The organism is Streptomyces sp. NPDC043176 (genome assembly GCF_056436715.1).
The window spans coordinates 37,495-56,046 of the sequence record NZ_JBWKCA010000016.1; the positions used below are offsets into that span (position 1 = coordinate 37,495).

At 70.7% G+C, this 18,552-nt stretch carries 8 protein-coding genes; 4 read left to right on the forward strand and 4 right to left on the reverse strand.

Annotation, left to right across the window (positions count from 1 at the left end):
• Positions 1 to 15: 15 nt before the first annotated feature.
• Entirely contained in the window at positions 16 to 7,923 is a 7,908-nt protein-coding gene (locus AC067A_RS24665; protein WP_479244650.1) for a ricin-type beta-trefoil lectin domain protein, read from the reverse strand.
• A 492-nt stretch (positions 7,924 to 8,415) separates the two neighbouring features.
• On the opposite strand from AC067A_RS24665, the gene AC067A_RS24670 reads away from it, so the two are divergent.
• Complete coding sequence (locus tag AC067A_RS24670; protein WP_479244651.1) at positions 8,416 to 11,625, forward strand: FG-GAP-like repeat-containing protein; 3,210 nt, start codon at positions 8,416 to 8,418, stop codon at positions 11,623 to 11,625.
• A 74-nt stretch (positions 11,626 to 11,699) separates the two neighbouring features.
• Here AC067A_RS24670 and AC067A_RS24675 read toward each other — a convergent pair whose 3' ends face one another.
• Positions 11,700 to 13,196, reverse strand: coding sequence for an alpha/beta hydrolase (locus AC067A_RS24675; RefSeq protein ID WP_479244652.1), 1,497 nt, complete (start codon positions 13,194 to 13,196; stop codon positions 11,700 to 11,702).
• A 166-nt stretch (positions 13,197 to 13,362) separates the two neighbouring features.
• On the opposite strand from AC067A_RS24675, the gene AC067A_RS24680 reads away from it, so the two are divergent.
• A complete protein-coding gene (locus tag AC067A_RS24680) occupies positions 13,363 to 14,352 on the forward strand; it encodes an aldo/keto reductase (protein ID WP_479244653.1) in 990 nt (329 codons plus the stop codon).
• 29 nt (positions 14,353 to 14,381) lie between these two features.
• On the opposite strand, the gene AC067A_RS24685 is transcribed toward AC067A_RS24680, so the two are convergent.
• Entirely contained in the window at positions 14,382 to 15,665 is a 1,284-nt protein-coding gene (locus tag AC067A_RS24685; protein ID WP_479244654.1) for a KamA family radical SAM protein, read from the reverse strand.
• A 551-nt stretch (positions 15,666 to 16,216) separates the two neighbouring features.
• Between AC067A_RS24685 and AC067A_RS24690 the strand changes: the two genes are divergently transcribed.
• Positions 16,217 to 16,951 (forward strand): class I SAM-dependent methyltransferase, encoded by a 735-nt coding sequence (locus AC067A_RS24690; RefSeq protein ID WP_479244655.1) that lies wholly within the window; start codon positions 16,217 to 16,219, stop codon positions 16,949 to 16,951.
• A gap of 10 nt (positions 16,952 to 16,961) precedes the next feature.
• A complete protein-coding gene (locus AC067A_RS24695; protein ID WP_479244656.1) occupies positions 16,962 to 17,918 on the forward strand; it encodes a helix-turn-helix domain-containing protein in 957 nt (318 codons plus the stop codon).
• 86 nt (positions 17,919 to 18,004) lie between these two features.
• Here AC067A_RS24695 and AC067A_RS24700 read toward each other — a convergent pair whose 3' ends face one another.
• Positions 18,005 to 18,475 carry an SRPBCC domain-containing protein gene (locus AC067A_RS24700; protein WP_479244657.1) on the reverse strand — a complete coding sequence of 157 codons (471 nt, stop codon included), beginning with the start codon at positions 18,473 to 18,475 and terminating at the stop codon, positions 18,005 to 18,007.
• Positions 18,476 to 18,552: the final 77 nt, after the last annotated feature.

Below are 18,552 nucleotides of genomic sequence, written 5' to 3' on the forward strand. Positions count from 1 at the left end.
AGACCCACCTTTCGATCAAAATATGCTTCTCACCAGCTCCTTCAGAGCCACCTTCGCCGCTGGTCGACTAGCAGGATCCGCGAAGGGAATCGAATAGTACAACTGCACATCCGGACGCAGCAGCGGCAGGACGGCTCGACTCCCACGGGGACCCTGACACCGCGGACACATTCCATACTCCGTGTACATCGCGTCGATGTCCGAGGCTTGATACCCCGCCGCCCTGACTCTCTCGAGGAGATAGTTCTCGGCATGTCCATCCGCGTCCGAGTGGGCTACGAATATTTCGTCACCCACCCTTGCGGCACCGTAGAGATTTCCCCGGTTTTCATCGAGCAGACGCTGGAACATCGTCGCCCGACTCAGTTCGTCGGAACCAGCCGCTATCTGGGTACCGATATCACCACAGTTGTGAACCAAGATCGGCGTAGCCGCAGCCAGCACATAGTACGTGTGCAGGTCACTGACAGTCAGGTTGTGGACCGTGGCCGACTGGGCCGTCCAGCGTTCGATCGAGGTGATCTGGACGTGGGTGCCGGAGCCGGTCTGGAGCCACTGGCCGGAGGTGAGGTCGGTGGCGTCGATCCACTGGGACAGCTCGGGGACCCAGAAGGGGTGGCCGTCGGTCGCGGTGACCTGGGCCGTCTTCGGGCCGGACTTGCCGTCCGTGTCGATGGTGACCTTGACCAGGTGCTTGACGCCCTGGCCCTTGATCTCCGCCGTGACCGTCTCGACGCGGGTCTCACCGGTCTTGGGGTCGGTGGCGAGGACCTTGTCGCCGGTCTTGACCTGTTCGATCGGCTTGGTGGAGCCGTCGGCCATCAGGACCTTGGTGCCCGGGACGAAGCTGTTGTCAGCGGTGGAGCAGGAACCGCCGCTCGACCCGCCGCTGCTGCGCGACGAACCGCCGTTGGAGCCGCCGGCCTTGGTCGTGCCGGCCTTGCCGCCACCTCCACCTCCGCCGCCCTTCCCGCCCCCCTTGCCCGAGCCTGCCGCGGACGAGGCCTTCGGGGCTGCCTTGGCCTGGGCCTGCTTCTGGACGGGGTTGCCGGTTTTCTTGGTTTTCTGGACGGCTTGGTCGCTGATTTTCTTGGCTTGGTCGGCGGCTTTCTTCTTGGCCGCCTGCGCGGCCTTCTTGGCCCGTTCTATCGCCGCCTTCTTGGCCTTGAGCGCGGCTGCTTCGGCGGCCTTCGCCGCCTTGAGGACGATCTCGGCGGCCTTCTTGGCGGCCTTGAAGGCCTGGATCGCGTCGATCGTGCGGTCGATGGCCTTGAGGACGGACGGGATCTTGCCGATCTTGCCCCACGGGATGGCGTCGATGATGAGGCTGCCGCAGGACCACATGTCGCCGCCGAAGCAGGCCATGGCGTCGTTGATGCCGATGAAGTCCTTGAGGGTCTCCCAAGCGATCGAAAGGATCACGGAGCTCAGGGACTTGCCCATGGTGGCCTGGGCCTGGGCGACTTCGGCGGCGCTGAGGCCGGCGCCGGCGAGGGCGGCTGCCTTCTCGGAGGCGGTGAGGGAGATGGCCAGACCGGTCGGGTCCGAGTGGGTGACCGGGTTGTTGTGGGCGTAGGCGTAGCCGTTGGACTGTTGGGGGTCGGTGAGGTCGACGATCGGGTCGACGGACAGGAAGCGTCCGACGACGGGGTCGTAGAGACGGGCGCCGAGGGGGGTGAAGCCGGAGGCGTCGTCCTCGGTGGCGCCGAGGAATCCCTTGTGGGTCTGCATGCCGATGCTGGTGGTCGCCGCGGCGCGCTGGTTGCCGAAGGGGTCCTGCTTGCGGATGCGGACCGACTGATCGCCGTTGAGCTCGACCTCGGCATAGGGGGTGCCTTGGTGGTCCATCGTGATGGCGACCAGCCAGGAGGCGGCGGAGCCGTAGGCGAAGCGCATGACCGCGCCGCCGGGAGCGGAGTACGTGCGCTGGGTGTTGATCAGCGCACCGCCCTTCTGGACCGTTACCTCGGCCTCGCCCAGGTGCAGGGTGGCCTGCTTGCCCTTGATGGTGAGGAGCCGGCTGCCGTCGGGGCCGTAGATGTGACGGGTGTCGTTCTGCGGAGCCCATTGCTGAGCCGCGGCGGTGCCGTTGCAGGTCGCCAGCACGATCGCCGTACCGCTCGCGGTGGCCGCGTCCTTGACCGCGACGCACAGGCCCGACACGACGTGTGTCAGCTGCCCTGCGGCGTTCCGCTTCAGCTGCTGCGCCGCGGTGCCGGAGCAAGGTTGGATCTGCACCGCAGAACCCACCGCGTTCGCCGCCGGCTGGAGACACCAGGTGTCGTACACCGCCAGCGAGCCCAGGTTCGGGTCGGCCTGATTCGGTCCGGGGGTGAAACGAAGCTTCTGCGCCGCCGTGTCGTTGCAGCCGTACAACTGGAGCGACTGGCCTGCGGCCGCCAAGCCTGACTTGAGGTCGAGACACTTGTCCGCGAGCCCCAGATACGGGGTCTTGCCTCCGGTGCCCTGGCCGGTGATGCGGTCGATCTGGCCGTCGTACGTCCAGCTCAGCGACTGGCTGTCGCCGGTCATGGGGTCGGTGATGGTCTTGGTCTCACCGGTGAGCTCGTACAGCCGCTGGGTCTCGGCCGTGACGGCCGCGCCGGCAGGCGTCTTGTACTTCTTCGACACCTTGGTCAGGGTGTGCGGCTGGGAGCCGTCCGCCTTGCCGTAGGTGTAGGAGGTGACTGCGTCCTTCGTGGTGTCGCCGGTGAAGTCCTTCTCGGTCAGCTTCTTGCGGTTGCCGAGGAGGTCGTACTCGTACTCCTGCCAGTAGCCGGAGCCGAGGGTCTTGCCGGTGCCGGGTGTGGCGTTGATCGACCCGTCGGTGTTCGTCGGGCCGGTGGAGCACGTGGGGTTCTTGTCGGTCCACGCCTTCTTCAGCTGGCCCAGCGGGTCGTACGAGAAGCACTGCCGCTCGTCGATGCCCGTGGAGTGCTCCTGGATCCCGGTGACGTTGCCGGCCGGGTCGTAGGCGTAGGAGCGCTTGGAGACGAGGATGCCGCCGACGAGGGAGGTGTCGCCGGTCTGCTCGCGGTAGACCTGCTGTTCCTGGAGTTCGCCGCTGGCCTCGTCGAAGGTGTTCTGCGTCCACACGCGGTACGGCTGGGCGCCGAGCGTGGAGCGCATGACCTGGCCGTACGGCGAGTAGACGGTCTCGGCGCCGTACCAGTCCTTGCCGGATATGGAGAGCGGCAGGCCGTCCTTGTTGTAGCGGACGACGAGCTTCTCGGCGGCGAGTGCGCCGACGGCGGGCAGGGTGGCCGCGTCGAGCCGGCCGGTGTCGGAGTACTGGTAGCCGTACGTGTACGAACTCTGCAGACCCCAGGTGTCGGCAATCGACTGCGGAAGGCTCAGAGTGGTCGAAGTCGGCTGGTAGTCCTTGTCGTAGCCGTTGATCTTCTGCGTGTACGCGAGACCGTCGGTGTAGCGGGTCACCGAGGCCGGGAGGCCCTTGCCGCCGGGGACGGTGTCGTACGTGAAGTCGGCCAGGACGGCGCCGGAGCCGTCGGTGAGCCGCTGCTGCTTGGGCCGCGACAGGTCGTCGTAGGAGTTCCAGACGGTGCCGCGTTGGGTGGTGACGGTCTGCGGACGGTCACGGTGGTCGTACTTCGTGCTCGTCGTGCCGGCGTCCGGGTCGGTGGAGGAGTCCAGCCGGCCGCGGTGGTCGTACGTCCAGGACCACGGGTGCGTGGTGTCGGCCGAGGAGGTGGCCTTCGCGAGCTGGCCCCGGGCGTCGTACTCGTACGCCATCGACGTGAACTGCGTGCGTGCCGCGTCGGTGAACGTGTCGACGCGGGAACTGCGGCCGAGGGCGTCGGTGTAGATCCGGTAGGACGGCGAGCCCTGCGGGTTGATGACCGTGGACCAGTCCGTGCCGTACTCGTAGCGGGTGGCCCGCGACGGGAACGGCTGCGAGGTGGCGCCCTCGGACCCGGGGGTCTCGTACTTGAGGAACGGCATCTCCTGCACCACGCGGCCGAGGCCGTCGTAGGTGTACTCGGTGACGTTCGGGACGGCCGTGTCGGCCTCCGGCGTGAACAGCTCGCCGGGCTTGGCCTCGTAGGTCAGATACGCGTTCCGGGTGCGCCAGACCTCGCTGGAGCGGTTGTAGAGGGTGTCCGTGAGCAGCCAGCCGCGGCCGACGGCCTGTTCCTGCGTCTGGCGTTCGCGGCCGAGGCCGTCGTAGATCGTGACGGAGGTGTCGATCCGGCCCTCGTCACCGCGTGCGTACGTGGTGACGTACGGCGGCAGGCGCGTCGGGTCCGCCGGGTCGACCTCGGGGATCGTGTAGACGGCCCGGAAGTCGGGCACGGCCGTGGGCGACGGCGTACGGCCGGCGCCCCAGGCCTTGACGAGCCGGCCGAGCGGGTCGTACTCCGCCTGGCTGACGCGGCCGTTGAGGTCGGTGGTCTTGACGGCGACGGACCGGCCGGGCTCCAGTTCCTGGATCTGCTCGTGGCCCGCCGAGTTCCGCTCGGTGACCGTGAAGACCTGTCCCTTGTCGGGGGTGTAGGTGATCGTGGAGGTCTTCAGGTCGGGGTCGGTGCGCGAGGTGACGCGGCCGACCTCGTCGAAGTCGGTGGTGCCGTCGTTCTGGAAGCCGGTGCCCTCGCCGTTGAGCGACCACGTCTGGGTGGCCTCGCCGAGGGTCGCGGCGGTGAGCGCCGCCCCGTAGGCCTGGTGGTCGTACGCCGTGCGCGTGGCGCCGCTGAGCGTCTTCAGGTCACCGAAGGTGGCGTCGGCGCAGGTGGTCGGGGAGGTGAGGACCTCCTTGGTGAGGCCGATGAGGTTCTTGTCGGCCCGGTCCAGGTAGGTGGACCTGGTGCAGGACTCGTCGCCCGGCTTCGCGGTGTCCCCGAGGAACTCGACCTGCGTGGGCAGGCCGTCCGCGTCGTACCGCGTCAGGGTCTCGACCTTGCGCTCGGTGCGCTTGTCGTCGCCGGTGCCGGAGGACTTGGTGTACGAGGTGGTCCTCGGCTCGGTGACGCGCCAGGAGCGCAGCGGGCTCAGGCCGTCGTCGCGGTTGCGCCGGGCGAGTTCCTCGGCCTCGGGCACGGTGACGCTGCGGGTCAGCCAGTCCTTGTCCGCGTCGTCGGCGCTCGCGTAGGTGAGCTCCTCGGCGATGCGGCCGGCGAAGGGTTCCTCGTCCTTGGCGATCACGGACGGGTCCGTGGGCTCGATGTCGGTCCTGCCGACACCGGTGATGTCCGTGACGAGCGTGTCGGCGCCCATGCCCTGGAAGAACCGGGTGACGGACTTGGATCGCTTGCTGCCGCTACTGGGGTCGTCGGCGCCGGTGATCGTGGTGGTCTGCGCGACGCCGGCGAACTGGGAGTAGGTGCGGGTGGACTTCTTGGTGAACTCCGCCTCGGCAAGCTTCCAGCGCGGGTCCTTGTACTCGTAGGACGTCAGTGTCGGGTACGAGCCGGGGATGTTGGGGAGCTCTTCGACGCTGTCCACGGCGTACTTGTGGAACCAGTCGATGTCCTCGACGCTCGGGTCGGGGTTCCAGAACGAGGGGTAGCAGAAGCGGTTGTTGGCCTTCAGTCCCGCCGTGTCGTCCTTGCCGGGCAGTCCGGTGCCGGTGGCGCAGGCGCCGGTGGGCTTCTTGTAGGTGACGACGGTCTCGCCGCCGTACTCGTTGATGACCCGGCTGATCCGCTGGCGGGAGAAGCCGGGGCTCGAGTCGTCCTTGACGCGGTTGGGCATGTCCTCCCTGTTGGGCAGGAACCGCACGGCGTTGAGCTTCACGCTCGCGTCGCCGGCGCCGTTGCGCCCGAAGCCCGTGCGGGTGACCGAGTCCAGCCACAGCGCGGTGTTCACGCCGGTCTCGGTGGTCGGGAACTTCTGCGCCAGCCGGTACTCGTCCACCGCCTGGCGGGCGGTGGTGGAGGAGAGCCGCTGCGCCGACGTGGTGATCTTGTCGAGGCGCTTGCGGGTCCAGAAGGTGGGGCCGGCGTTCCAGCACGGCTTGCCGGAGGCACAGCGCAGGTCGGCGGGGGTGTCGTACCAGCCGCGGTAGTTGCCCGGTTGCTTGGAGGTGAAGTTGGCCTCGGTGCAGGCGATCGATTCGACCGTGTAGCAGCGCTCCTCGACGTCGAACGCGACGCTGGCGGGTGCGGTGGCCGAGAAGACGGTGTCCTTGCGCTGGCCGTAGTCGATGCGGGACAGGTAGCCGTCCCGGTGGTACAGGACCGGCGCGTTCCAGTTGAAGTTGCGGGCGTAGTAGTTGTTGTCGCGGGTCCACCACAGCGACATGGCGTTGCCGTGGATGTTCTCGACGTAGTCGAGGTTCCAGCGCCAGGCCTGGTTGCAGAACGAGTTGGGCCAGTCGCCCGCCTTGTAGCAGGGCTCGCCCTCGTGGTTGCCGTACACCGGGACGGCGAGCACGGAGTTCGTGTACGGGTCGTCGGCGAGGGTGCCGTTGTCGGACCAGCCCGGGAGCTTGTTGAGGCCGAAGTAGTACTTCGTGCCGTCCTTGGTCGTGACGACCCAGTACTCGCCGTCCGCGTCCTTCATGACACCGGTGCCGGTGCGCGGGTCCTTGCTGGTGTCCTTGATCCGCTCGATCTTCGAGCCGTCACCGTTCGCGGTGAACCACTGGCCGACGGGCTTGCCGTCGGAGCCGAGCGGGCCCTTGGTCGCGTCCCACACGAGTTCGGTGGTCGAGCCGCCGAGGGAGAGGGTGGCGTTCTCGGAGCCGTAGCAGAGGTCGCCGGTGCCGTGCGTGGGGTTGTTCGACCCGGGCTTCTTGGCGTCCTGGCGGCAGTTGGCGTAGGTGCGGGTGATGGAGCCCGCGTTGTAGTCCCAGCCGTCGCCGATCCAGGAGGCCTGGTTGTTCGTCGCCGAGGTGCGGCCGTCGACCGACTGCGAGGAGTACGACAGGTTCACCTTCGGCATGAGGCCGCCGGCGACCTCGGGGACCTGCACCTGGTAGCCGTAGGTGAAGGCGCCGCTCGACGAGCCGGACGACCACGAGCCGGACGACAGCAGCGGCGACGCGCCGAAGTCGCTGGCGCTGGAGGCGCCGGTGTCGAGCACGCCGAGGGTCTTGGGGTCCGGGGCGGTCTCCGCGACGAAGGCGGCGGTGTGTACGGAGGAGCCGGAGGCCAGCGGGGCGGGCTCGTCGGCCAGCAGCTTGGCGACGGGCACGGTGCCGGAGACGATCGTCCGGTTCGGCAGGTTCTTCGCGCCGGTGTTCCTGGTGGCCGCGGCCTTGGCCGGCACCACCTTCACCGAGCTGCGGAGCCGCTCGAACGACTCGGTGTCGTCCTTGCCCGTCATGGTCTCGGTGCCGCCGGAGCAGTCGCCGGACGTGGGCGAGGTCAGGACGCAGTCGGGCAGCAGCACGACGCCGAAGCGCTCGCCGGCCTGGGCGCCGTAGAGGTCCTTGAAGCTGCTGGTGTCGACGTCCAGGACGACCTGGGCGTTCGGGTCGACGGTGGCCGGCGGCGTGATCTGCATGATCAGACCGGAGACGCCCGCCTCCTCGGAGGCGGCGGGCGCGGCCAGGTCGACCTTCCACTCGCCCGCCAGCGCCGACGGCTCGGTGCCCTCGGGGACGCCGAGGGCGATGGGCAGGCCGTTGGTGACCGCGACCGACTTCCCGGGCTCCGCCGTGCTGGGGTCAGCGGTGCCGGAACCTTCCTGCCAGGGAGTCACGTTGGCCGGTGCGTAGGGCTTGACCGGCACCTCTTCGGAGATGCTCAGTTCCTTGACGGCCGTCGGGTCGGGATCGAGCGGTACGTCCTCGGGCAGGTCGGGCAGCTTGATCTGCGCCGTGTCCTCGGTACGGCTCATGCCGGGACCCGGCGCGGCCCACGCCTCGGCGCCCAGGGTCGTCACCGACAACGTCGAGGACAGCAGTAGGACGGTCGCCGTGCGGCCGAGCCGCCGACGCCGTCGTTGTGATTCCGTCATGGCTAGGCGTCCCCGCCCCAGCCATGACAGCGGACCTGAAGCACGCATACGCGGCGACTCCCACTGAGGCAATCCAGACAACGGATGAGGTGCGGAAACACCAAAGAGCGCACGCCCGTGACGGGCGCACGCGTGTGCACCCTCCGTCATCGACACCGCATGCCTCAAGACCGGTCGCGATCGGTTCCATCCCTCGACTGTGAGGTCGGACACGGGATATGACGCACCGAAAGACCATCCCGGCGATCTTTCGGATGGATCATCCGATTTGCCAGATACCAGGCCCTAAAGGTCTCCCGAAAGCCCCAGCGTGCGCCTTAGTGCCCGCTCGGTCATGGAACCCCCGGCTTCAGGTCACGACTTCATAAAACCTTCATGGATGGACAGGATGTGAAGCCCGTGTGATCGTTTGCGCGCCTGTGCCCCGCGGTCCGCCGTCCGGGGCTGTCTGTGCTGCCCCTTTCCGCTTGGTCCCCACGGGAGTAGACCGCCGTGACCGCGCCCCGCCTGCTCAGCCCCTTCGTGCGCACGCGCACCAGGCTGGCCTGCACCCTCGGCCTCGTTCTGGCCGCCCTCACCGCCGCCCTGTTGCCCTGGTGGCAACCCGACGGTCCACCGACGGCCCAACCCGCCGGACCGGTCGACGCGAAGCACGCCTCGACCGGTCCGCGCGACACGAAGGCCGCGGTGGAGCAGGCCCGGCGGACCGGAAAGCCGGTGCTCGTCGAGACGGCGACCACGGCCACCGAACTGACCTGGGCCCTGCCGAACGGGCTGATGCGGACCCGGATCAGTGCCCTCCCCAAGCGTGCGAAGAACGCCAAGGGCCAGTGGGCGCCCATCGACAACAAGCTGGTCCGGACGAAGGACGCGCCCCGCGGACTCTCCGTCCGGCCGGTCAACGCTGCTCTTCCCGTACGGTTCTCCGGCGGCAGCTCCGACGCCTCCCGCGCCGACCGGTCCTTCGCCCGGACTCCGCGGCCCGGCGACACCGTGCTGGCCGAGATGGACGTCGACGGGCACACCGTCGCGTACACCTGGCCCGGCACCCTGCCCGAGCCCGTCCTCGACGGCCCCCGCGCCCTCTACTCCGAGGTCCTCCCCGGCGTCGACCTGCTCGTCCTCGCCCGCGAGGAGGGCGGCTTCGCCCAGCTCCTCATCGTGAAGACCCGCGAGGCGGCGCGGCAGCAGGCGCTCAGGACCGTGACGTACGGACTCCGTTCGGATACCGCCGTCTTCCGGTACGAGGACAAGGGCAGCCGAGTACGGATCCTGGACAAGGCCGGCAAGGACGTCGGTTCGATCCCCACCCCGTTCGCCTGGGACTCCAGTGGCCGCGACCCCGAGCTTCCCGGCCCCGAGGCCACACCCCGTACCTCGACGGCCACCCCCGCCGACGTCCTGAAGCTGTCCGGCCTGAGCGGCATCGAGCCGGGCGCCAAGTCCGCCACCGTGCCCGTCCGGCTGGAGGGCGAGGGCACCGGCGACGCGCGCCTGGAGCTGGGGGCGGCCGCGACAGGGCTGTTCACCGACAAGGACGTCCGCTTCCCCGTCTTCGTCGACCCGACGATGAAGACCCCCAAGGAGCACTGGACGACCGCCTACCGGCCTTACCCGAACAGCAGCTTCTACGACGGCACCAACTTCAGCTCCGGCACTTCGGACGCCCGCGTGGGATACGAGACCGACACCGGTGGTCTGGCCCGCTCGTTCTGGCAGATGGACTTCAAGACCATCACGGGTGCCACGGTCTACGACGCCTCGTTCAAGGTGCTCAACAACCACTCGTGGTCGTGCAGCGCACGAGAGTTCCAGTTCTACCTGACCGGCGGGATCTCCACCGGCACCACGTGGAACGCGCAGCCGAGCTGGGCCACGTGGCTGCAGAACAAGAGCTTCGCCCACGGCTACGATCCGAAGGTCACGAACTGCGGCGACGCGTACGAGATGTTCGACAACACGAACGTGAAGGCCGCCGCGCAGAAGGCCGCCACCGGCGGTTGGGGCAACATCACTTTCGGTCTCCGCGCCACCAGCGAGGGCGACGCCCACACCTGGCGCAAGTTCCAGGCCTCCTCCGCCGAGTTCCAGGCGGACTACAACCGCAAGCCCAAGGAACCCACCGGCGGCTACAGCACGCCCGGCGGAGCGTGCGTGATCGCCCCGGGCACCAAGACCATCGCGTCGACCAACATCACCCTCACGGCCAACGCGAAGGACGACGACCTCAACCTGAAGCTGCTCCGCTTCCGCGTCACGAAGGTCGGCGGCACCGCGGTCGACTACCTGGGGACCACGAACTCCGCCGGAACCGCCACCGTGAACGTCAACGGCCTGGTGAACGGCGCCACCTACACCTGGGTGGTGCAGGCCGAGGACTCCTATGTCCCGGCAGGTCTCTCCAGCTGGTTCCCCCTGGGCGACCAGCCCTGCCGCCTCACCGTCGACACCACGGCGCCCCCGGCGCCCGACGTGGAGAGCACCGACTTCCCCGAGATCACGGACGACGGTCAGACCTGGTCCAAGGTTAAGTTCGGCGGCACCGGCACCATCAAGTTCAGTTCCGTCGGTGCCTCGAAGTTCCGCTACAACTTCGAGGGCGTCGGCAGCACCGACGTGGTCGCGACCAACGGTGTCGCGACGGTGAGCAACCTGAGGCCCCCGCACGCCGGCCCGAACGGAATGCAGATCTTCTCCCTCGACGCGGTGGGCAACGTCAGCGGCCGCACGGACTACGCCTTCTACGTCCGGCCCCGCGACAAGGCGGACGGCCCGGGTGACGTCGGCGGCGACAACATCGTCGACCTCCTGATCATCAACTCCAGCGGCAGCCTCCAGTCCCTGGCCGGCATCGAAGGGGGGGACCTGTACAGCGGCATGCGCGGCTCGTACGTCCTCAGGCCCGACGCCAAGGACCCGAACATCCTCAGGGCCGAGGAACCGCCGCCCGGCTACTGGTACGACGCCACCACCGGCAAGACAGCGTTGATCAGCAAGTACGCCGACACCTACCCGGGCGACGGCTACACCGACCTGTTCTCCGTCGCGCCGGACGGCACCTTCTGGATCTACCCCGGCGACGGCTACGGCACGTTCAACGTCGAGGAGCGGGTCTCCGTCCAGCTGCCGTCGAACGCCCCGGCGCCGTCGACCTGGACTCAGATGAAGGCGGTCGGCGACATCACCGGCGACAAGCTGCCCGACGTCCTCGTCCGCGCGGGTGCGAACTTCTGGATCCTCTCCGGCTACACCGGAGCCCACTTCCAGACGGCCACCCAGATGACCGGCGAGACCTGGACCAGCCGCGACATCGTCAACCTCGCCGACATCGACAAGGACACCACCCCCGACCTGCTGTTCCGGGACGTCAACACCGGCGTCATGTACATCCGCCACGGCAAGCCGGGCAGCGTCACCGGAAGCGTCACCCTGGCCTCCCTGATGACGTCCGCCGCCTCCCGGCAGGGTGACGTCTCGTACGGCACCGGCTGGACGCAGGCGAACGTCTCGGCCGTCATCGGCATCCCCGATGTGAACACGGTCGACTTCGCCGACGAGACCCGGAACAACGTCCCCGACCTGTGGGCCCGGGACGGGGCGACCGGGAACATGCGCGTCTACTACCCGTCCACGGGCAACACCCTCGCGGCGGCGAAGACCGTGCTCTCCATCGACTGGAGAAGCGTCAAGGCCTTCACGTAGCGGAAAGCGGTACGGGGAAGGGCCCGGTCGACACCAGTCGGCCGGGCCCTTCCCCGTATCCATCCGCGGAGGGCTCAGCGGCAGAGGGCGTCCTCCGCCGGGCGGGTGCCCTCCGTCAGGAAGCGGGTGACCGCGCGGTCGCCGCAGGCGTTGCCGCTGCCGAGGTAGACGGCGTGGCCGCCCTTGTCGACGGAGACGAGGCGGGCGCGGTCGCCGAAGGCCGCGCGCATCCGGAGGCCGGCCGAGTGGGGGGTGGCGGGGTCGCGGAGGCTCTGGATCATGAGGACGTTGGAGGGGCCGTGGTCGGTGATGCGGGTCGGCTTCTCGACGGCGCCGCCCTTCCAGAAGGCGCACGGGGTGATGTTGGCGGGCATCCCGGCCGTCAGGGGGTGGCGGGCGCGGTCGGCGGCGACGGCCCGCTCGTAGGCGGGGACGGAGCGGGGCCAGTCGACGTCGTTGCAGATCACGCCGACGCTCACCGTCGCGGCCTCGTCGGGCATCGGCCCGGTCAGCTCGGGCGGCAGGGCGGGGACGCCCGCCGGGTCGAGGGCCTGGGACACGAGACGGGCGAAGGGCTCGAAGGCGGTGTCGGAGTACAGGGCCTGCTGGAGGGCCTGGCGCAGGACCGTGCCGGTCAGCGGGACGCCGGGGGTGGTCGACGGGCGCGGGGCCCGGTCGAGGCGGGCGGCGAGGTCCAGGAACAACGGCCGTACTTCCTCCGGGCGTTCGGCAAGACGGAGTTCCTCCGACCGTGCCGGGTCCGAGGCCCAGGCGGCGAAGTCCGGGAAGCGGTCCTCGGCGCCCCGGGCCATGCCGGTCAGCCAGCCGTGGGCGACGTGCCTCGGGTCGGGGTCGGCGCTGCTGTCGAGGACCCAGCGGTCGGTGCGCTCGGGGAACTTCTGCGCGTACACCGCGGCCACGTACGTCCCGTACGACACGCTCCACGCCGACAGCTTCCGCTCGCCGAGCGCCTGCCGCAGCCGGTCCAGGTCCCGCACCTGGTTGGCGGTCGTCAGGCCGCGCAGCATCGCGCCGCCGTTGCGCTCGCAGGCCTCCGCCATCCGGCGTGACCGGGCCACGTTCTCGCCGATGCCGCCGTCCGCCGCGGGCCAGGACCGCAGCGTCACCAGCCGCCGGTCGTCCTCCGCGAACCCGCACCGGGCCTTCGCCGAGCCGCCGACGCCCCGCGGGTCGAAGGCCACCAGGTCGTAGGCCCCGCCCATCTCCTTCGCCAGGGCCGCCCCCTTCTGCCCGAGCCGCTGCACCCCGGAGCTCCCCGGGCCGCCGGGGATCACCATCAGCGTCCCGCGCCGCGCCTCGGGCCGGTCGCTGCGCAGCCGAGCGACGGCGAGCCGGATCTGCTCGCCGTCGGGGCGGGCGTAGTCCAGGGGTACGGAGAGCATCGCGCACTGCTGTCCGGGCAGCGGCTTCACCGCCGGGGCGCAGTCCCCCCATTCGAGCCCGCTCGCCGCGACGGCGGGCGTGACCCCGCCCCCGGCGAGGGCGACACCGGCCACGGCGGTGGCGGAGAGGGCGAGCATCAGAGCCTTGCGTCCACGGTTCGTCGTCATGGGCACAGCCTCCCGAACCCCGACCCCGGCTCCCATCCGGCAGACAGGCGGGTCGCAGGTAGGGCCAACCCCCCGCTTTCACGGCCGACTTCGTGAAACTCCGGTGCGGCGGCCCGGCCCTTTCCGCACAATGATCGTTTCCCTCGAACCGCAAGGTGGACCTCCCATGGAAACCGCAGCACACGCGACCGCCTCCGGGACCTGGCTCCTCGGCGGCGACCTCCCCGTCAACCGGATCGGCTTCGGCGCCATGCGGCTGCCGCAGCGCGGCGAGGCGCTTGTTGAGAACGCCGTCCCGATGGACCGCGACCGGGCGATCGCCGTCCTGCGCAAGGCCGTCGACCTCGGCGTGAACCACATCGACACGGCGTCCTTCTACTTCTCCCCGCTGCGCTCCGCGAACGAGCTGATCAACAGCGCCCTCGGGGGGCCGTACCCCGACGACCTCGTCATCGCCACCAAGGTCGGTCCCGCCCGTGACGCCTCCGGCGCCTGGAGCGACCACGCCCGCACGCCCGCGGCGTTGCGCGCGCAGGTCGAGGAGAACCTGCGGCAGCTCGGCCGGGACCGGCTCGACGTCGTCAACCTCCGTATCGTCGGCACCGATTCGATCGCCGAACGCTTCGGCGCCCTCGCCGAACTGCGCCGGGCGGGCCTCATCCGCCACCTCGGCCTCTCCAACGTCACGCCGGCCCAGCTCGCCGAGGCGCAGGCGATCGCCCCGGTCGTCTGCGTGCAGAACATGTACGGGATCGGGGTGCGCCCCGAGTACGAGGAGTTCGTCCGGCACTGCGGAGAGCAGGGCATCGCGTTCGTCCCCTTCTACGCGATAGCCGCCGCCGGCCGCGAGACGGGAGCCACCGCGGCCGAACACGCCGACGTCCTCGCCGTCGCCGAGGCCCACGGCGCGAGCCCCGCCCAGGTCCGCATCGCCTGGACCCTCCACCAGGGCCCCCACCTCCTCGCCATCCCCGGCACCGGCGATCCCGCCCACCTCGCCGCCAACGTCGCCGCCGGCGCCCTCCGCCTCACTCCTGAGGACCTGACCCGCCTGCGCAGCGCCCACCGGGCCCCCGTCGCCCGAGTGCCGGGGCCGAGCGTCGCCGCTTGGGCGCCCGGGGCCGAGCGACCGGAGGCTGACGCGTCCGAGGGCTGACGCGCCGGCCCCGTCCGACGCCCGGCGCGTCAGCCCGTCACTCCCTCCAGGGTCAGCGGCTTGCCCGGGATGAGGGCCTGGTCCCGGGGCCCGTACGGGATGAGCTCGTCCCACCACTGGGCCGCCGGGTCGAGGCGGGCGTGGGCGAGGGTTCCGACCAGGGACGGGTCGCGGGCCCGGAGGGCGCGCAGGGCGAACGCGGGGCCGTCGGGGAGGTGGGCGACGCCGTCGAGGACGAGCTTGCCGAGCTCGGTGGACATGACCGGGCCGCGCGCGGTCCGCGCGAGGCCGGAGACCCGGCGGGTGGCGTCGGCGTGGACGTCCAGGGCGCGGGCGAGCGGCAGCCCGAAGTAGCGGCGGGGGCCCGTGTCGCGCTCCACGAACATGTAGGAGGGCACGAGCCCCAGTTCGACCTGCTCCTGCCACATGCGGGCCCAGACCCCGGCGTCGTCGTTGACGTGCCGGGCGACGGGGGCCTGGGTGCGCAGCACCGCGCCGGTGGCGCGGAGCCGGCGCAGGGCGCGGCGGGCCGGCTCGGGGTGGAGTTCCCGCGGGTGGGAGACGTGCAGCATCAGGGCGAGGTGCCGCCCGGAGGCGACGACGCGCTCGAAGAGCCGGAGCAGGTCGTCGGCGTCGGGGGCGGTGAGGAAGCGTTCGGGCTGGAACGACACCGCCTTGGTCCCGATGCGGACGGTACGGACCTGGGGCAGGTCGAGGAGCGGTGCGACGTACGCGTCGAGCAGCTCGGTCCGCATCACCAGCGGGTCGCCGCCGGTCAACAGGACGTCGGTGACCTCCGGATGGCGCGCCAGGTGCCCGGTCATCACCCCGGGTCCGCCGACCGCCTGCCGGCCTGCCGCGTCGCCGGTGAACTGCGGCCGGCCGAAGCAGTACGCGCAGTACCCGTGGCAGGTCTGCCCCTCCCGGGGAAAGACCAGCAGCGTCTCCGGGTACTCGTGCTGGAGCCCCCACCCGTCCTCCGGCACGTTCAGGTGCAGCCGGCCGCCCGGATGCGGGTTCAGCCGTTCCCTCAGCCCGTCCACGACCAGCCGCAGCCGCACCCGGTCCCCGCCCCGCAACGCCGCCTCCACGGCGGCGAAGTCCGCGGGCGCCAGCATGTCCCGGTGCGGCATCACCAGCCGGTACAGCGGATCGTCGGGCGCCCTCGACCAGTCCACGAGCTCGTCGGCCACATGCGCGCTGACCTTGAACGGCAGCACCCGCCCCACGACCGCAGCGTCGTGACCGAGCGACGGCTGCCCCGTCCGGGCCGCGATCAGCCCCGCCAGCCGCTGCCCGGTGAACGACCTCACCTGTAGCCCCCCGCCAGAACGCCCGTCATCCGCACGGCTGCTCCCTCCCCGGAGCTCGCTCCGTCCCATCCGCCCGATGATGGAGAGCCTTGGGGGAGCCGCCAATACCGCTAGCGGTGGCCGTAGTCGAGGGCAACCCGCCAGTCCGGCCAATCGCCTCCACCACCTACCGGACAGACCCGGACACCACCGGACACCACCCCACGCCCCACACGACCGGTCTGCCCCTGTAAGTCCCCTTCGTCACCTGCCACTTTCGGCCCGCACCCGACGCCACGGCACCCGCCAGATTGACGCCTTTCCTCCGTGCCGCCACCGAGCGGCGGTCACCGGAGAATCCGTGGGATCAGTGACCTCGGCTCCCCCCGAAAAGACCCCTCCCCGGCCCTGGGAGCGACCCTCAGGGGGCCCGGACGCCAGGCCCGCCGGGGCGGTCCAGGGCGCCGTCAGACACCCGCCCACGGCCCGCACAGCACTGCCGCATACCCCATCTGACCTGGGCTTTTACCGCCTTCGCCTCTATCCTTGAGGGACTCGGAGGGGAGATCCACATGGAGCGGGACATCCGTACGATCGACGACGTCATGGCGCTGCTGGACGGGCTGTTCGCGCCCGGGGCGGACCGGTGGACCGAGGAGGGGGCGGAGTGGTGGGACGGGTTCTACGGGGACCGGGAGAAGGGTGTGCCGTTCTTCGTGGAGAAGCCGGACGAGAGTCTGGTGGAGTACGTGGGGCGGGAGTTGCTGCCGGGGCGAGGGAGGGCTCTCGACCTGGGGTGCGGGCCGGGGCGTAACGCGCTGTACCTGGCGTCGCTCGGATACGAGGTGGACGCGGTGGACCTGTCCGCCGAGGCGATCGAGTGGGCGGAGGAACGGGCCCGGGAGGCGGGGGCCGAGGGCGTCCGGTTCGTGTGCGGGGACGTGTTCGCGGCCGCACTGGAGGGGCCGTACGACCTCGTGTACGACTCCGGGTGCTTCCACCACCTGCCGCCGCACCGCCGCGTCGGCTATCTCGCCCTCCTGGACCGGGTCCTGGCGCCCGGCGGGCACTTCGCGCTCACGACGTTCGCGGCCGGCGAGGGCGGGATGGGTTCGGAGCTCCCGGACGCCGAGTTCTACCGGCGCGGAAAGCTGGAGGGCGGCCTCGCGTACACGGACGACTCGCTGCGCGCGATCTTCGCGGACCTGACCGAGGTCGAGGTGCGCCGGATGCGCGACGAGCCGGCCGAGTCCCCCGTGTTCGGCGAATCGTTCCTCTGGGCGGCCCTGTTCAGGCGCGCTGCGTAGACTCACCGGCATGACATCTGTGGCCCTCGCGGTCTACGACGGAGCCATGCTGTTCGAGGCCGCGGCGGCCTGCGAGGTCTTCGGCGTGGATCGAGAGATCACCGACGGATGGTACGAGTTCACGGTCTGCGCCCCGCCGGGCGCGGACCGGCTCAACAGCGGCTGGCTCCGCATCGACACCCCGCACGGACTCGACGTCCTGGCGGAGGCGGACACCGTGATCGTCCCGGCCTGCACGGACGTCGACGCCGAACCGCCGGCCGAACTGCTCGCCGCCGTCCGCGCGGCGCACGACCGGGGCGCCCGGCTCGTCTCCCTGTGCACCGGGGCGTTCGTCCTGGCGGCCGCCGGGGTCCTGGACGGCCGCCGCGCCACCACGCACTGGGCGCACACCGACGACCTCGCGGCCCGCCACCCCCGGGTGGACGTCGACCCGGACATCCTCTACGTCGAGGACGGGAACGTGCTGACCTCGGCAGGCAAGGCCGCCGGCATGGACCTGTGCCTGCACCTCGTCGCCGCCGACCACGGCGCCGCCGTCGCGGCCGAGCTGGCCCGCCGGCTGCTCGTGCCGGCCCGCCGCGCGGGCGGCCAGGTCCAGTACGTCGCCGCGCCGACCGTCGCCGACACCGGCCACGCGTTCGCCGACCTCCTCGACTGGGCGAGCGCCCGGCTGCACGAGCCGCTGGCCGTCCCCGACCTGGCCCGCCGGGTGAACATGAGCACCCGCAACCTGACCCGCCGCTTCACCGCCACCACCGGAACCACCCCGCTGCGCTGGCTGCACACCCAGCGCATCCACCGGGCCCAGGAACTCTTGGAGACCACCGACGACAGCGTGGAGCTCATCGCCTCCCGCACCGGCATGGGCACCGCGGCCACCCTCCGCCGCCACTTCCACAACGCCCTCGGCGTCCCCCCGGACGTCTACCGCCGCACCTTCCGCGGGCACCGCGCGGCCGCCTGAGCCCGGCGACGAGGCCCGGCAGCGGCCGGGCCCGCCCGCGGTGCCCCCCCCGGCGGCGCCTCACATCGACCCCGGCCGGCGGCGCCTCACATCGACGCCAGGTACTCCGCGAGCCGGTCGTACTGCTCCCGCACCCCCGCCTCCATGCCCGCCGCCAGTGCCTGGTCCCTGATGTCGTTCGACGGCCAGAAGGACGTGCTGGTCAGGGCCGTGCCCCCGTCGGGCGTCGCGTCGAAGGCGAGGTTCACCCGGACCGGCTCGGAGTCCGGCATCTGCTCGAAGACCTCCGTGTAGTCCAGCCGCTCGACCGGGACGACGTCCTCGTACGTGCCGGAGAAGACGATCTCCTGCCCGTCCGGCGCGGTCTGCCCCCACCGCCAGGCGCCGCCGGGCCGCAGGTCGATGTCCACGACGGTCGTCCTCAGGACGGCCGCCCCGTACCACTCGCGCACGTGCTCGGGGACCGTCCAGGCCTCCCAGACCCGCGCCGGCGGGGCGTCGAAGGTGCGCGTGATGACCAGCTCGCGATCGGCCGGCGTCGTCAGCAGGGTGACCATGGTCGCGACCCCTTCCGTACGCCCCCGCACGGCGGCCCTCCACCGTGACTGCCCCTTCCAGCATCCGCCGAACGCCC

What these genes read in the sequence shown, in the direction of transcription:
- AC067A_RS24695 (WP_479244656.1), top strand. Translation starts at nt 16,962, where the DNA reads ATGACATCTGTGGCCCTCGCGGTCTACGACGGAGCCATGCTGTTCGAG.
- AC067A_RS24680 (WP_479244653.1), top strand. Translation starts at nt 13,363, where the DNA reads ATGGAAACCGCAGCACACGCGACCGCCTCCGGGACCTGGCTCCTCGGC.
- AC067A_RS24700 (WP_479244657.1), bottom strand. Translation starts at nt 18,475, where the DNA reads ATGGTCACCCTGCTGACGACGCCGGCCGATCGCGAGCTGGTCATCACG.
- AC067A_RS24690 (WP_479244655.1), top strand. Translation starts at nt 16,217, where the DNA reads ATGGAGCGGGACATCCGTACGATCGACGACGTCATGGCGCTGCTGGAC.
- AC067A_RS24675 (WP_479244652.1), bottom strand. Translation starts at nt 13,196, where the DNA reads ATGACGACGAACCGTGGACGCAAGGCTCTGATGCTCGCCCTCTCCGCC.
- AC067A_RS24665 (WP_479244650.1), bottom strand. Translation starts at nt 7,923, where the DNA reads ATGACGGAATCACAACGACGGCGTCGGCGGCTCGGCCGCACGGCGACC.